Origin of the sequence: Terrabacter sp. NPDC080008, from assembly GCF_040702505.1 — a bacterium.
Taxonomy (GTDB): Bacteria; Actinomycetota; Actinomycetes; order Actinomycetales; family Dermatophilaceae; genus Terrabacter.
Genome location: NZ_JBFBLC010000001.1, coordinates 605,288 through 620,227, shown reverse-complemented (window position 1 = coordinate 620,227; position 14,940 = coordinate 605,288). Strand labels below are relative to the sequence as shown.

Here is a 14,940-nt window from a genome sequence, read left to right as displayed (position 1 = left end):
TAGGCGTCACGGGAGGCACACCCGACACAGCCATCGGCGCGGCTCGGAGATGGCGAGTTTGCTTGCAGCGCAATTGAACTGGTGCGAGAAACCCTCGATCCATCATTCGAACTGATGTACGATTGGCCCATGAGCCAGAGCGCAGAGCGGATCGAGGAGGACTGGGACCACGTCGCGTCCCTGGCCGCCGATCTGCACGACGCGCACGCTCGACTCGTCGACTTCGTCGCCACGGTCCTGGCCGAGGGCTCCTGGCAGGCCGCGGGTCTACGGTCTCCGGAACACTGGCTGATGCTCCGCGCGGGACTGTCCCGCGGCCAGGCGGCAGCAGTGCTGCTGGTGGCGCGTCGCGCCGGTGAGCTGCCGGAGACCACGGCGGCGCTGCGCGACGGGCGCATCAGTCTCGACCAGGCGGCAGTCGTCGCTCGGCACACGCCGGCCGAGTTCGACGCAACGGTGGCCGAGTTCGCACAGCAGGCGACCGTGACCCAGCTGCAGCGCACCGTCACCCGCTACGACTTCACCCTCCCCGACCCGACCCTCAACGCGGCGGGAGAGCTGGTCCCCGAGTCACCCGAGGACCGCGAGCCGGGCAAGGCGGAACCGGACGACGCCGAACCCGGGCACTTCGAGCCGGAGGGCACTGGGGCAGACGACACCGAAGCGACGAACACGAAGTCCAGCAACTCTGCGCAGGAGCCGGTGGAGCCGGCGCACCTGTCCATGGGCTACGACGCCGACGGTCGGTTCCGGCTGCGCTACGACGCCCCCGCCGAGGTCGGTGCCCTCATCGAGGCCGCGCTCGTCGAGGCCAAGGACCACCTCTTCCACGCCGTCACCCCGCCCGGGACTGCGCCCGACCGGCAGTCCCTCAACGGCGACGTCCTCGACCCACGCCGGTGCCCCGCCGACGGTGGCCCGCCCCGCGTCACCTGGGCCGACGCCTTGGCACTGGTAGCCGCCCGTTCTCTGGACGCCGCCGGAACGACCGGCAGCAGCACCACCGACAGCAGCACGACCGGCAACCGCGGAAGCAGCGGAAGCCCGGCGACCGGAGGTGCGCGGCGGAGCCGCTACCGGGTGCAGGTGCACCTGGACACCGACGGCGGCTGGCTCACCGGGCGTCCCCGCCTCCCCCAGCACATCGTCAACGGCCTGACCTGCGACGGCACTCTCACCCCGGTCTGGGAAAGCGAGGGCCACCCGGTCAACGTCGGCCGTGCCCAACGCGTCGTGCCGCACCGTACCCGCGTTCTGGTGCTCGACCGCGACCGCGGCTGCCGCTTCCCCGGCTGCGGGGCCACCCGAAACCTCGAGATCCACCACCTGGTGCACTGGCGCGACGGCGGCCCCACGGACCTGACCAACCTGCTGGGACTGTGCCCGTTTCACCACGACGGGCACCACCGCGGCGAGTTCACGATCACCGGCGACCCCACCCAACCCGACGGCCTGATCTTCGAGACCCGCACCGGCCTGCTCATCGGCCCACCCCAACCCCCGCGACGGCCGGCCCAGCCTGAGCTCACCGTCATCGCCGACACCGACACCAACACCGGAACGGCCGTCACGCACGGCAGACCGCGGCCACCCTCGCGCCTCGGCCGCCGCTACCCTGCTCCGCCCGGCGGTCCGCTGCACCTGCACCTCGTCGACTTCACTCCCGCTTGAGGCCGCCCGGCCGAGCAGAAACGGCCGCAACCGCCACCGAATTGCACACTCCAACCCTTGCTGGTTCGGCAAGACGGCATGGTGGGCACCGTGGAAGGGACAGGGATCTCCGAATCGGGGGCCGAAGGTGCGGGACTCAGTCACCGGCGGACGGCACCGGTGTGGTGGGCGACGGGCTTCGTCCTGCTCACGCTCGTCGGACTTGGCGCTCTGGCCTGGGCCGCGCTCCTGATGCACGCCATGCTCTACGGCACGTTCCAGGTCATGGATCCCGGCTCCGTGGCTGCCCCCGAACCCGGCCGATACGCTAGGGCGCTGGTCGTCGGCTGCCTCGTCGACGTCGCAGGCACGGCTGCGATGCTGAGGCTGCTGCTGCGCAGCACGGACCGACGCTGGCCTGCCTGGGCCAGCGCCCTGCTGGCGGCTGCCGTCGGCGGCGTGGTCGCCGCCAGCACCCTGCTCCTCGTCGTGGGCGTGAGCCCCTTGAGCCTGTTGGGGTACTGAGCCGACCCGGGCCGTCGGTCGCTACAGCTCCTTGCGGAGGTGCACGTCCGCGGCGTCGGGAGTCGGCACACCCTCCCAGCGGAAGATCTTGCGGTAGCCCTGCTTCTCGTAGAAGCCCGGCGCCTGGAAGGTGAACGAGGTGACGAACACGTGCGTGCAGCCCCGCGAGCGGGCCTCGGCCTCGAAGTCAGCGAGCAGCCGCTCGCCGAGGCCCCGGCCTCGAGCATCGGCCCGCACCCAGGTCATCCCGATGCCGGCGGCCACACCCCACGTCCAGCCGCTGACGCCCGCTGCCAGCTCGCCAGAGTCGTCGAGGATCCGGACGGTCAGCTCGCGTGCCGCAGGGGTGCCGGCGGTGGCAGCGGCGTTGACCGCATCCAGCTCGTCGGACAGTCGCTGGTCGAGGGTCGCGTCGGCCTCGCCGACGATCGACCGGTACTCCGAGGTGTTCGTCATGGCGCAGGAGCCTGCCACGACGGGAGTCACAGCCGGGCGATGACCTCGTCGAGCATCGCCTCGGTGAGCTTGCCGGTGAACGTGTTCTGCTGGCTCACGTGGTAGCTACCGACGAGCCGCACCGGTCGGCCGGCCGCCGTCCGCAGCACGGCCTCGGCTCCGTGACCGAAGCGCGGCTTGGGCCGCGGCACCAGCCACCCACGTCGGCGCGCGGCGCCGAGCGCGGCGTCCCAGCCGATCGACCCGAGCGCGAGCATCGAGCGCAGCTGCGGCTCGGCCAGCTCGAGGTCCCGGTCGAGCCACGGCGCGCACGTCGCCTTCTCCTCCGTGGTCGGCTTGTTCGCCGGCGGGGCGCACCGGACCGTCGCGACGATCCGCAGCCCGGTCAGCACGAGGCCGTCGCCCGAGGCCACCGACGTCGGCTGGCTCGCGTAGCCCGCGCGGTGCAGGGCGGCGTACAACCAGTCGCCGGAGCGGTCGCCGGTGAACATCCGCCCGGTGCGGTTGGTGCCGTTGGCCGCCGGCGCGAGCCCCACGATGAGCACCTCGGCGTCGGGGTCGCCGAACGACGGGCCCGGCCGTCCCCAGTAGGGCTGGTCGGCGAAGGCCGCCCGGCGCCCCTGTGTCGCAACGGATTCGCGCCACTCGACGAGCCGCGGGCACGCACGGCACACGCTGACCCGTGCATCGAGCTCGGGTATGCCGTCCGCTCCCTTCGCGAGGCGCCGCACCTGAGCCGGGGTGGTGGCCACGGGCGTCTCCGCCGTCGCAGGGTCACCCGGCCAGCCCGACCCCGCGGGCACCGGCGAGAGGAAGAGGCCACCGGTGACGGGGTGCTGGGCCGGGTTCGGCATGGCGGGAGGGCACATGGCCCCCACGCTAGGACGCGCGGCGACCTGACGGCATACGCCCCCTCGGCGACACGAGGCCGCGCTCTCGCGCGGTGTCAGTAGCCGCCGACCGATCCGCCGCTCGTGCTGGTGCTCGAGCTGCCGGAGCCCTTGATCGGGTTGCCGCTCGTGTCGACCACCCACCAGATGTTCATGACGCCCTGACCGAGCACGTCGCCGGGCGCCTGGTCCTGGGCGTAGTAGTAGAGGGGCCAGCCGTTGAGGGTCACCTGCTTGCCACCGCCCGGGGCCGAGATGGAGCCGACGGTACCGCTGACGCCGGTGGCCTTCGGGGCCGTGGAGCCCACCATGGCGGGCGGCCAGTAGCCGAGGCACTGGCCCGTGCAGACACTCTTCGTCGTGCCCTTCGTGTCCTTGGTGAACAGGTAGAGCGTCATCCCCCGGCCGTCGGTGACCACGTTGCCGAGGGATGTCGAGCTCGCCTTGAGCGCCGACACCTCGTGGCTGGAGGATGAAGTGGCCGCGCTCGTCGCGGCCCCTCCGGCCGCCGGTGCGGCAGCGGACGTCGAGGGCTGCGGAGCGGTCGAGCCGCACGCTGCGGCGGTGAGCAGTACGGCGGTGGCGACGGCCGCGGTGACCATCGTCGAGGGACCCGTGGTGGGACGCAGTGTGGGACGCATGATGACCTCCTCGTCGTGGGCGCCGAGCACCGACGTCCTCCTGCGATGACGCTGCGGGTCGTGGGACGGTTCAAGGGTCGGTGAGGTGCATCCGCGGCTGAACCGATCCGGCCCCGCGGGCGTCTTCGGACGAGAAAGCTACGAGTGACGTGTGAGGAGGTGGCTGCGGCATGCCGCTCGACGAGGATGCGGTCGCGGCGATCTACCGCGAGCACGGCCCGATGCTGCGCCGCGTCGTCTGGCGTGCGACGAGCGACCCCGACCGGGTGGACGACATCGTCCAGGAGGTCATCCTGCGGGTCTGGCGGCAGGCACCCGAGACCGACAACCTGCGCGCCTACCTCATCACGACGGCGCGCCACCTCATCGTCGACCAGTACCGCGCGTCCGCGAGGCGCCCCCAGCAGGCACAGCTGGTCGAGGTGGCCGAGCCGGACTCGGCCATCGACCGGGCCCTCGACCAGGTGCTCGTCGAGGAGGCGCTCGGGCGGCTGCAGCCGAACCACCGGGAGATCGTGCGCTGCCTCTACTACGAACGGCTCAGTGTCGCCGAGACCGCCGAGCGCGTCGGGGTGCCGGAGGGCACGGTGAAGTCGCGGGCCTACTACGCGGTGCGCAACCTGCGTGCCGTGCTCGACGAGATGGGGGTGACGCGATGACCACCGGGTCGGACGAGCTGCACGTGCTGCTGGGCGCCTACGTGCTCGGCGGGCTGTCCAACGAGGACCACCGCGCGTTCAGCGAGCACCTGCGCACCTGCGCCCGCTGCCAGGCCGAGCTCGGGCAGGTGTCGGGGCTGCCGCGGCTGCTCGAGCTGGCCGGGCCGCGAGGCGGTCCGCACCTCGACGAGGGGGCCGACGGCAGCGCCGCCGAGGACGGCACGGGCGAGGCCGGCGCGTCCGGCGCCTCGGGCACGTCCGAGACGGACGAGCGGAACCTCGCGATGCTGGTCGACGAGGTCGGCCGTCGGCGCAGACGGCAGCGCGGGGTCTTCTCGGGGATCGCCGCGGCGGCGGCCGTCGCCACCTTCGGCATCGGCGCCTCGCTGGGGCAGCAGCTGCTGGCCCCGCCCGCTGCCGCTCCCCCCGCGCCCTCGTCGGCGACCACGACAGCGACTCCCCCGGGCGGCACACCCGGCAGCGCGGCCCCGGTCGCGCACGTGGCTGTGCGGCCCGTGGCCGGCAGCGCCGTCCAGGTCGATGTCGCGCTGCTCGCCCGCGGCTGGGGCACCCAGCTCGACATCCGCTGCGAGGACATGCCGACCAGCGGTGAGGTGGCGCTCTGGGTCATCGACCGCAACGGCCGGGCCACGACCGCCGCGTCCTGGCGAGGCACGCCCGCCGGCTACTCCCGGGTCACCGGGGCGACCGCCCTGTCCCCCGGCGAGATCCGGGCGATCGAGGTGCGCACCGGCAGCGGGAAGGTGCTCGCGTCGGCCCGGACCTGAGGGCCTGGGGCTGAAGCCCGCAGTTCCGGGCCGGCGCTCAGAGCCCCTTCGGCAGCTGGGTGCTCGGCGGCGTGACCGAGACCTTGGCGCCGTCGAAGGTGACCTCGCTCAGCCACATGGTGCGGCCGGGCACCTCGTCGCCGATCGCGTCGGGCGACCACGCGTGGTAGACCATGAAGACCCGCCCGTCCTTCTCGAAGAGGGCGCAGTGGCCGGGGCCGGCGGCGACCGCGGTGCTCGTCAGCACGGGATCAGGGTCCTTGGTGAACGGCCCGGTCGGCGACGACGCGGTCGCGTGCCCGACGGCGTACTTGTCGCTGCCGTAGTCGTTGGCGGAGTAGAAGAGGTGGAAGACGCCGTCGCGCTCCCACACGAAGGGCGCCTCGACGAGCTGGCCCTCCCACGGCAGGTCCTGCCGGATGAGGCGCTTCGGCGTGCCCTCGAGGTGCAGCCCGTCGGCGGAGAGCCGCTGCACCGAGATCCACGTGTCCATGCCGACGGCGTTGCCGTCGTTCTTCCAGTAGAGGTATGCCGTCCCGTCGGCCGCGACGAAGGGTGACGCGTCGATCGAGCCGCCCTGGTCCTGCTCGCACACGAGCGGCTTGGTGCTCGTGTCGCGATACGGCCCGTCCGGCTTGTCGGCGACCGCGAGACTGATGCACTGGATCGCCGGGTCGGGCGCCATGGTCGTGTAGTAGAGCACCCACTTGTCGCCGAAGCGGTGGGCCTCGGGCGCCCAGACCTTGCCCTTGGTGCTCCACGCGGGCAGCTGCGGCAGGGCGTCACTGCCCTGGGTCCACGTCGCGAGGTCGTCGCTGTGCAGGGTCTGGACGTTCATCCCGTTGCCGTTCGTGGCGATGGCCACCCAGCGCTCACCGTCGCGGATGACCTGGGGGTCGGGGAAGTTGCTCGGCCAGACGGGGTTCGTCGCGGTCTGCTCGGCCGCAGTGGCGGGTGTCGTCACGGTCTCTCCGGTGGTGGGGGCGGGGCCGGCGCCCCCGCAGCCGCCGAGGAGGGCGGCTGCGAGGACGGCGCCGGTGGCGGCGTGGGTCAGGGTGCGAGCGCGTCTCATCCTGCTCCGGGGTCGCTCGGCCACGTGGAGGCGTAGAACCGCAGGTAGTCGAACTCGGCCACGGCCGCCGGTGAGGCGCCGCCGTGGGCGACGAGCCCGATGCGCGGGTTCGTGCCGGGGCGGAAGGTCCACGTCGCCCCCCACGTCCAGTGCACGCCGTCGCGGCTCGTGCCGGCCCGGTAGAGCTGCTCCCCGGAGGCTGACGTGTGGTGGGCCAGGCGCAGCCACAGCGTCGGGGCGGCCGTGCCGACGATCGCGCCCCCGTAGCTCGTCGGGCCACTCGGGTCCTTCGGGTCGGCGGCCGTCTCCCGTCCGAACTCGGTCTGGCGCGTGTTCCAGATCGCCACCTTCGACAGCCGGGCGAAGTCGTCGTCGTTCTCGTAGGCGACGAGCCCCACCTGCTGGTAGTTGCGGACCGTGTCGACGCCGAGGTCCAGCGTCGTCTTCGCCTCCGCGATCCAGTCACCGTCGCCGGGGGTGCTGTGCAGCAGCACGCTGGCGGTGTTGCCGCCGCCGACGAGGTCGGTCCCCTCCACCGGCCAGTGCAGGCTGCCGCCCGACACGGTGACGGCCGGGTTGCGCCGCACCCAGGTGAAGCCGGCGAGGCTCGGGTCGTCGAAGTCCTCGGACTCGATCAGCGCACCGGCCTGCGGCACCGGGGCCAGGGCCGGCGCGTCAGCTGCAGCCGGGTTGACCACGACGTTGTCGACGACGGCCCTGCTGCTGCTGAGGCGGACCGGGGCGGCGTCCGGGCGGGCGTCCCCGTCGACGTGGACGCGCGCAGCGACGTCGGCGAGGTCGCTCTCGGTGACCTCCGCGGTGAGGCCGTCGGCCGTCGCCTCGACCGTGAGCGTGCGCCAGGCGCTCGCCGGGAGCATCGGCAGGGTGGTCGTCGACGAGCGGACCTTGCCGCCGTCGTCCACCTGTGCCGTGAGACGACTGCCCTTGGGGTCGAGGGTGACCTTGACGGACGGGTTGCGTCCGACCATGACGCGCAACGGCTCGGTGCCGCGGTGGTCCAGACGCACGTGGAGCGGGCCGGCCGGCGCAGCAGACGCGGACGACGCGGTGCCGTGCACGAGGCCGGTGGCGCCGGTGACGGGGTCGGTCGGGCCCTCGGCGAGGCGCACGAAGCCGCCGCCAGCCGCGGGGTCGGTCGGGTCGATGCCGATGCTCGAGGCCAGGGTGGGCGCCGGCTGCGGCGTGTCCGACGGCCCCCGGCCCGCGCGGGTCCGCGGCCAGCCGTCGACCCAGTCCAGGCGGTCGAGCAGCATCGGGCGGCGGTTGATGCCGAAGGTCGTCGTCAGCCACGGGTTGGTGCGGTCGATGGCGTGGTACGCGATGTAGTCACGGCCCTCGGCGTCGGTGACGACCGCGTGGTGGCCGGCCCCGACGAAGCGGTTGCCGTTCTGGGTCAGGGTGATGGTGCCGCCGACCCGAGAGGCCATGAGCGAGGTGCCCTCGGCATCGACGAACGGCCCGAGCGGGGAGCGGGAGCGGCCCGCGAAGACGGAGTAGCCCGTCGTCGGCCCGGCGCAGCAGTTGGCCGCCGAGCCCATGAGGTAGTACCAGTCGCCGTGCCGCACGACGTAGGAGCCCTCGTAGCGGTTGTCGATGGCGACCTGGGTCGCCGTGCCGACGGGCGTCAGGCCGTCCGCCGACATCTTCGTGACCCACAGCCCGCCGAAGTAGCTGCCGTAGTAGAGGAAGCGCTGGCCGTTGACGTCGGTGAAGCCCGCCGGGTCGAACGTCCAGAGGTAGCCGCCTCCCGGCGCCGGGCGCGGTGGGATCGCGGGCGCCGACGTGGCCGTCCACGGCCCTCCAGGTGAGGGTGCCGTGGCGACGCCGATCGCCGAGTCGTCACCCGGGCCCCGCGTCGTGTCGGTGACGGTGAAGTAGAGGACGTAGCGCCCTGCGACGTAACGGATGTCGGGGGCCCACAGGCCGGCAGTCGGTGTCGCCCACGACGGCCGGTTGCCGCTGTTGAACACCGTGCCGAGGTACTCCCAGTGCGACCAGTCCCGGGTGCGTGCCATGTGCATGAGCCCGGGCGGGTCACCGGCCCTGAGCGGATCGGACGTCGCGTACGCGTACCACCAGCCGTCGCGTCCGCGGATCACGGACGGGTCGGCGAAGGTGTCCGAGAAGGGGTCGGACACCGCGTTCTTGTATGCCGTGTCGCGCGGCGCCGCCGTCACGGTACCGGCTCCGGTGGCACCGGACGCGGGGGCGACGGCCATGAGGCCGACGGCCGCGACGAGCGTTGTCAGGCAAGCGGCCCCGCGCCTGGCGGCACGGGCTCTCAGGAAGGTCGGTGGACGCATACGGACTCCTCAGCCCTTGACGCCGCTGCTGGCGACGCCCTCGATGACGTAGCGCTGCACGAAGACGTAGAGCGCGAGGACGGGGATGGCGGCGAGCATCGCGCCGGCCATCACCACGGGGTAGTCGATCGTGTAGGCGCCCTGCAGCCGGCTGAGGCCGGCGGGGAGCGTCAGCCGCTCCGGGGAGAAGAGCACGTAGATCGGCCAGATGAAGTCGTTCCAGTTGGTGAGGTAGCTGAGCACGCCGAGGGTGACGAGGGCCGGCTTGGCGTTCGGCAGGACGATCGACCACCACGTGCGGAAGGGCCCGGCCCCGTCGAGCCGGGCGCTCTCCTCGAACTCCCTGGGCAGGCCGAGGAAGAACTGGCGCATGAAGAAGACGCCGAAGGCACCGGCCGCGCCCGGCACCACGAGGGCCCAGATCTGGTCGAGCCAGCCCAGCTTGTCGAGCAGCAGGAAGTTCGGCATCAGGAAGATGAAGCCGGGGACGAAGAGGGTCAGGATGATCGCGGTGAAGATGGCGTTCTTGAAGCGGAACTCCATGCGCGCCAACGCGTAGCCGGCGAGCGAGCACACGACGAGGACGAGCAGGGCGTGCAGCGTCGCCGCCAGCAGCGAGTTGAGGAACCACCGCATCACCGGGCTCGCGGCGTCCTGGAAGAAGAGGACGTCGAAGGCGCGCAGGCTCGGCTGCGACGGGAAGTAGGTCGGCGGGACGGTGCGCGACTCGCTCTGCGACTTGAACGCCGTCAGCAGCACGAGCAGCAGCGGCCCGATGAAGATGAGGCTGAGGATCGTCATGCCGACCCAGAACAGGGGTCCGTTGCGACGCTTCACGACTTCTTCTCCCTCAGTGCCCAGAAGTTGAACAGCGCGATGAGGGCGAGGAACACGGCGAGCACGTAGCTCATCGCCGAGGCCTGTCCCATCCGGTACTGCGAGAGGCCGAGGTCGGTGATCTCCATGATCGCGGTGCGCGTGGAGTCGCCCGGCCCGCCCTTGGTGATGAGGTAGCTCTGCCCGAACATGTTGGCGCTGGCGAGGACCGTGGTGATGACGACGAAGATCAGCACCGGCCGGAGCCCGGGCAGGGTGACGTAACGCAGCTTCTGCCACGCGCTCGCCCCGTCGATGTCGGCCGCTTCGTACTGCTCCACCGGGATGTCGGCGAGCCCGGCGAGGTAGATGACGGCGTTGAAGCCGATCGTCCACCACACGGTGACGAACGCGAGCGAGATCCAGGCCCACGGCTGCTGGGTGGTCCACGCGGTGTCACTCGGCAGCCCGAGGGCCCCGAGCATGCCGTTGACCATGCCGAAGGACGGGTCGAGCAGGTAGCGCCACATCAGGCCGACGACCGCCACGCCCAGCACGAACGGCGCGAAGAAGACCGCCCGGAAGAAGGTGCGCCCGGGGAACCTGCGGTTGAGCAGGATCGCGAGCAGCAGGGGCAGGCTCACGAGGAACGGCACGCTGATGACGACGAAGATGCCGGTCGCCTTCATGCCGTTCCAGAAAGGCTCGAACTGCGGCGAGCTGCTGTCGAGCAGGTCCGAGTAGTTCTGCAGGCCCACGAACGGCTTCTTCGGGAGCAGGAAGTCCCAGTCGTGCAGGGAGATCCAGATGCCGAAGACCCCCGGCACGGCGACGAAGGTGAGAAACAGGACGAGGAAGGGCGCCAGGAAGAGGTATGGCGTCCAGCGCGAGCCGTGGACGCTCGCAGTCCGCCCTCGGGAGCGGCGGCCGCCCGGCGCGGGCGCCGCTCCCGAGGAGGGCTTCTGCGGCTGTGTGACGGTCACAGCCATGGCGTCAGCCGCCGTACTTCTTCGCGTTGGCCTCGAGGATCTTGGTGGCGCGGCCGGCGGCGTCGGACAGGACCGTCTTGGGGTCCTGGCCGCCGAGGACGGCTGCGTTGAGGGCCTTCTCGAACTCCGGCATGGCGTCGCCGATGCCGGCCACGGGCGGCGGGAAGTGCAGGTAGTCGATCTGCGTGGCGAGGGTCGCCTGGTCCTTGAGGGCCTTGAACTCCGGCGACTCGCGCACCGAGTTGCGGGCCGGCACCTGGCCGCCCTTGGCCCACTCGAGGCTCTTGGTGCTGATCCAGTTGAGGAAGACGCGCGCGGCGGTCTGCTTGTTCTGGTCGGGCGTGCGCGAGGTCGGCAGGATGAACTGGTGCGAGCCGGCCCAGGCCGCCTTCTGGCCGCCGATGTTGGGCAGCGGCGCGACGCCCCACTTGAGGTCGGCCTTCTCCTTGAGGGTGTTGATCGTCCAGATGCCGTTCCAGTTGAAGGCGGTCTTGCCGTTCTGCAGGGCCACGAGGTCGGCGTCCTGGGCGATCTTGCCTGCGGAGTAGCCCTTGGTGACGAGGTCCTGGAACCAGGTGAGCGCCTTGACCCCGGGCTCGTCGGCCCAGAGCACCTGCTTGGCGTCGTCGGAGAAGAGGTTGCCGCCGAACTGCCAGATGAGCGACTGCACGCTCATGCTGCCGGTGAACGGGAAGGGCGTGGCCCAGTGGCCCTGGATGCCCTTCGACTTGAGCTTGTCGAGGGCCGCCATGTACTCGTCGGCCGTCATCGGCGGCTTCTCGGGGTCCAGGCCCCCCTTCTCCATGACGTCCTTGTTGTAGAAGAAGCCGAGCGGGTGCACGTCGAGCGGGATCGAGTAGCGCTTGCCGTTGTAGATGCCGGCCTTCCACGGCACCGGGGCGAAGTCGGCCTCGCTCAGCTTGAGGGCGGAGGCGACGTCGTCGAGGGGCTGGATGACGTTGCGGGCGGCGTTGGTGGCGACGGAGTCGACGTGCATGATGCCGATGTCGGGGCCCTTGCCGGCAGTGACCGCGGCGGGCAGCTTGGCGTAGTAGTCGGCCCACTGCATCGTGTTCATGCTGACCGAGATGTTCTGGTGCTCGGAGTTGAACTGGTCGACGAGGCGCTTCATGAAGGGGCCGTCGCCACCGGTGAAACCGTTCCAGAACTGCAGGGCGACCTTGGGGCCGGTGTAGCCGGTGGCGCCACCGCCGGCGGAGACGGCCGGGGCCTGGCCGGGGACGCCGCTCGAGCCGGAGCCGCACGCGGCGAGCGCGCCGATGCCGGCGAGGCCGAGCGCCCCGGACAGCACGGTGCGGCGGGAGAGCGGGGAGAGAGGTGAGGCCGGTCGCGGTGAGGTGGTGTTCGTCATTGAACGGTCCCTTCGGTGAGGCGGATGCAGTGCCAGGAGATGGGTGGCAGGGTTGCCGTGAGGGTGGTGCCGTTGATCGCCGCGTCCCCCGAACGCGGTTCCACCCGGTCCGGGTGCTCCTCGGTGTTGGTGGCCGAGGGGTCGTCGTCGTGCACCACGAGGTGCTCGACGAGGGCGTATGCCGTGGGCTCGCCTCCCACGGCGGCCGCGACGTCGAGCGTCAGCTCGGTGCTCTCGGTGCGGCTGCGGTTGACGACGAAGACGGCGAGGTCTCCGGTCTCGGGGTCGTGCGTCGCGGTGACCACGACGGCGTCGACAGGCCCGAACGCCTTGGTCTCCATCGCGTCGCTGACGACGGCGGGGCGCAGGACGGTGCCTCGCGCATACCTCGACGTGAGGGCGAAGGGGTGGAAGATCGTCTGCTTCCAGGCGGCGCCGCCGGGGCGGGTGACGATGGGGGCGATGACGTTGACGAGCTGCGCCTGGCAGGCCATCGCGACCCGGTCGGTGTGCTGCAGCAGCGTGATGAGGAGGCTGCCGACGACGACGGCATCGGTGACGTCGTAGACGTCCTCGATGAGCTCGGGCGCCTCGCGGATCGCCAGCGAGTTCTCGCCGTGGAAGCGCTCCTGGAACCACACGTTCCACTCGTCGAAGGAGACGGTGATCCGCTTGTCGGAGCCCTTGACCGCCGCGACGTGGTCGGCGGTCGCGACGACCGACTCGATGAAGCGGTGCATGTCCTCGCCGCTGGCGAGGAAGGAGTCGACGTCGCCGTCGACCGGCTCGTAGTAGGCGTGCGCGGAGATGTGGTCGACGAGGTCGAAGCACCGCTCGAGGACGACCCGCTCCCAGGTGCCGAAGGTCGGCATGCCGCGGTTGGACGAGCCGCAGGCGACCAGCTCGAGGGTGTCGTCGAACCGGCGCATGGCGCGCGCGGTCTCCTCGGCGACCCGGGCGTACTCCTCGGCGGTCTTGTGGCCCATCTGCCACGGGCCGTCCATCTCGTTGCCGAGGCACCAGACGCGGACGTCGTGCGGCTCGGTGTGACCGTTCTTGGCGCGCTGGTCGGGCCAGGACGTGCCGGTCTCGCCGTTGCAGTAGAGCAGCAGCTCGACGGCCTCCTGGACCCCACGCGTGCCGAGGTTGACCGCCATCATCGGCTCGACGCCGACACCACGGGCCCAGTCGACGAAGTCGTCGGTGCCGACCTGGTTGGTCTCCACCGAGCGCCACGCGAGGTCGAGCTGGGTGGGCCGGTCGGCCTTGGGCCCGACGCCGTCCTCCCAACGGTAGTTGGAGACGAAGTTGCCGCCCGGGTAGCGCACCACCGTCACGCCGAGCTCGCGGACGAGGTCGGCCACGTCGGTGCGGAAGCCCAGCTCGTCGGCGGCCGGGTGCCCGGGCTCGTAGATGCCGGTGTAGACGCACCGGCCCATGTGCTCGACGAAGGACCCGAAGATCCGGGGTCGCACCGGCCCCACCGTGAAGGCGGGGTCCAGCCGCACCGTCGCACGTCCCATTCGGTCCTCCTTGACCGTCGGCGAAGGGTCGCACCGTTGTGTTGCAACGGTTACCCACTTTGCGTTGCGCTGAAAATTACAACGGTTACCGAAACCTGTCCATAGCTGGGCCGGGCGGAGTGAGAACCGCTCCAGCGGGCGCTAGCCTGTCCTCACGGAGGCGGCACGCGGGTGCCGGGCACCCACGGAGCCACGGACGGAGGCACGGTTGGCGGCGACGCTGAGGGACGTGGCGGAGCGGGCCGGAGTGTCGGTCAAGACGGCGTCCAACGTGCTCAACCACCACCCGCACGTCAAGGCGAGCACCCGCGAGCGCGTCGAGGCCGCGATGGCCGAGCTGCACTACCGCCCCAACCTCTCGGCCCGCAGCCTCAAGCACGGGCGGGCTGGGTTCCTGGCCCTGGCCGTCCCGGCCATGGACTCCCCCTACTTCGCCGAGCTCGCCGCGCGCATCACCGAGGAGGCGGCCGCCCTCGGCTTCATCGTGCTGCTCGACGTGACGGGCGGCGACCCCGAGGCCGAGCGCGTCGTCCTGGAGGGGATGCGCTCGCACGTCATCGACGGCGTCATCTTTTCGCCGCTCGCGCTCTCGGCCGACGAGATCGCCCAGCGCGCCGACAACCTGCCCATGGTGCTGCTCGGCGAGCGCCCCGTGCCCACGGGCCTCGACCACATCGCCGTCGACTCCGTCGCGGCCGCCAGGGCGGCGACGGAGCACCTTGTCGCACAAGGGCGCCGGCGCATCGCGGCGATCGGCCGCGAGACCGTGCGCGGCACCGCCTCGGCGCGCCTGCGCGGCTACCGCCAGGCGCTCAGGTCGGCCGGGCTGCCCTACGACCCCGACCTCGTGATCGGCGTGCCGCACTTCGAGCGGGCCGACGGCCGGGCCGCCATGCAGCAGCTGCTCGCCCTTCCGGAGCGGCCCGACGCCGTCTTCTGCTTCAACGACCTGATGGCCATCGGGGCCCTGCGCGCGTGCGTCGAGGCAGGGGTCCGGGTGCCGGAGGAGGTCGCCATCGTCGGCTTCGACGACATCGCCGAGACCCGCTACTCCAACCCCACCATCACCACGATCTCGCCCGACCTGACGGGGCTGGCCCGCGCGGCGCTCGAGCTGCTGTCACGCCGCATCGGCGGCGACGGCGGCCCCGCCGAGGACGTCGAGGTGGCGTGGACCCTCGAGGCGCGCGAGACCACCCTGGGTGTGGGTGCGCGCCCCACGCATACGTCATGAC

General features: G+C 71.6%; 14 protein-coding genes. 5 read left to right on the top strand and 9 right to left on the bottom strand.

From position 1 onward, the window contains the following. Positions 1–129 precede the first annotated feature (129 nt). On the top strand, positions 130–1,671 hold the full coding sequence (locus AB0316_RS02920; protein ID WP_366270305.1) for a DUF222 domain-containing protein: 1,542 nt from the start codon (positions 130–132) through the stop codon (positions 1,669–1,671). A gap of 159 nt (positions 1,672–1,830) precedes the next feature. After that, complete coding sequence (locus tag AB0316_RS02915) at positions 1,831–2,175, top strand: hypothetical protein (protein ID WP_366270304.1); 345 nt, start codon at positions 1,831–1,833, stop codon at positions 2,173–2,175. A 21-nt stretch (positions 2,176–2,196) separates the two neighbouring features. On the opposite strand, the gene AB0316_RS02910 is transcribed toward AB0316_RS02915, so the two are convergent. The 3 genes from AB0316_RS02910 to AB0316_RS02900 form a co-directional block, all read right to left on the bottom strand. Next, positions 2,197–2,631: a GNAT family N-acetyltransferase gene (locus tag AB0316_RS02910; RefSeq protein WP_366270302.1), complete on the bottom strand. Its 435-nt coding sequence runs from the start codon at positions 2,629–2,631 to the stop codon at positions 2,197–2,199. A gap of 26 nt (positions 2,632–2,657) precedes the next feature. Continuing rightward, complete coding sequence (locus tag AB0316_RS02905) at positions 2,658–3,500, bottom strand: uracil-DNA glycosylase (RefSeq protein ID WP_366270300.1); 843 nt, start codon at positions 3,498–3,500, stop codon at positions 2,658–2,660. A gap of 77 nt (positions 3,501–3,577) precedes the next feature. Beyond that, the gene (locus tag AB0316_RS02900; protein WP_366270298.1) at positions 3,578–4,162 is read right to left on the bottom strand and encodes a hypothetical protein; all 585 of its coding nucleotides are present in this window, start codon (positions 4,160–4,162) and stop codon (positions 3,578–3,580) included. 170 nt (positions 4,163–4,332) lie between these two features. On the opposite strand from AB0316_RS02900, the gene AB0316_RS02895 reads away from it, so the two are divergent. Both AB0316_RS02895 and AB0316_RS02890 read left to right on the top strand, forming a co-directional pair. Then, complete coding sequence (locus AB0316_RS02895; RefSeq protein ID WP_366270296.1) at positions 4,333–4,821, top strand: sigma-70 family RNA polymerase sigma factor; 489 nt, start codon at positions 4,333–4,335, stop codon at positions 4,819–4,821. Further along, the gene (locus AB0316_RS02890; protein WP_366270294.1) at positions 4,818–5,609 is read left to right on the top strand and encodes a zf-HC2 domain-containing protein; all 792 of its coding nucleotides are present in this window, start codon (positions 4,818–4,820) and stop codon (positions 5,607–5,609) included. The genes AB0316_RS02895 and AB0316_RS02890 overlap by 4 nt, the downstream gene beginning before the upstream one ends. A gap of 37 nt (positions 5,610–5,646) precedes the next feature. Here the strand turns inward: AB0316_RS02890 and AB0316_RS02885 are convergent, their stop codons facing one another. The 6 genes from AB0316_RS02885 to AB0316_RS02860 are packed head-to-tail and all read right to left on the bottom strand — an operon-like array spanning position 5,647 to position 13,705. Next, complete coding sequence (locus AB0316_RS02885; protein ID WP_366270292.1) at positions 5,647–6,681, bottom strand: glycoside hydrolase family 43 protein; 1,035 nt, start codon at positions 6,679–6,681, stop codon at positions 5,647–5,649. Continuing rightward, complete coding sequence (locus tag AB0316_RS02880) at positions 6,678–9,005, bottom strand: family 43 glycosylhydrolase (RefSeq protein WP_366270290.1); 2,328 nt, start codon at positions 9,003–9,005, stop codon at positions 6,678–6,680. The genes AB0316_RS02885 and AB0316_RS02880 overlap by 4 nt, the downstream gene beginning before the upstream one ends. Before the next feature lie 9 nt (positions 9,006–9,014). Next, positions 9,015–9,842, bottom strand: a complete 828-nt coding sequence (locus tag AB0316_RS02875) for a carbohydrate ABC transporter permease (protein ID WP_366270288.1) — start codon at positions 9,840–9,842, stop codon at positions 9,015–9,017. Beyond that, complete coding sequence (locus AB0316_RS02870) at positions 9,839–10,810, bottom strand: sugar ABC transporter permease (protein WP_366270286.1); 972 nt, start codon at positions 10,808–10,810, stop codon at positions 9,839–9,841. Before AB0316_RS02870 ends, AB0316_RS02875 begins: the two co-directional genes overlap by 4 nt. A 4-nt stretch (positions 10,811–10,814) precedes the next feature. Continuing rightward, positions 10,815–12,182 (bottom strand): ABC transporter substrate-binding protein, encoded by a 1,368-nt coding sequence (locus AB0316_RS02865; RefSeq protein ID WP_366270284.1) that lies wholly within the window; start codon positions 12,180–12,182, stop codon positions 10,815–10,817. After that, complete coding sequence (locus AB0316_RS02860) at positions 12,179–13,705, bottom strand: alpha-N-arabinofuranosidase (protein ID WP_366270282.1); 1,527 nt, start codon at positions 13,703–13,705, stop codon at positions 12,179–12,181. The genes AB0316_RS02865 and AB0316_RS02860 overlap by 4 nt, the downstream gene beginning before the upstream one ends. 229 nt (positions 13,706–13,934) lie before the next feature. On the opposite strand from AB0316_RS02860, the gene AB0316_RS02855 reads away from it, so the two are divergent. Beyond that, a complete protein-coding gene (locus AB0316_RS02855) occupies positions 13,935–14,939 on the top strand; it encodes a LacI family DNA-binding transcriptional regulator (RefSeq protein WP_366270280.1) in 1,005 nt (334 codons plus the stop codon). The last annotated feature ends 1 nt before the right edge of the window (position 14,940 follow it).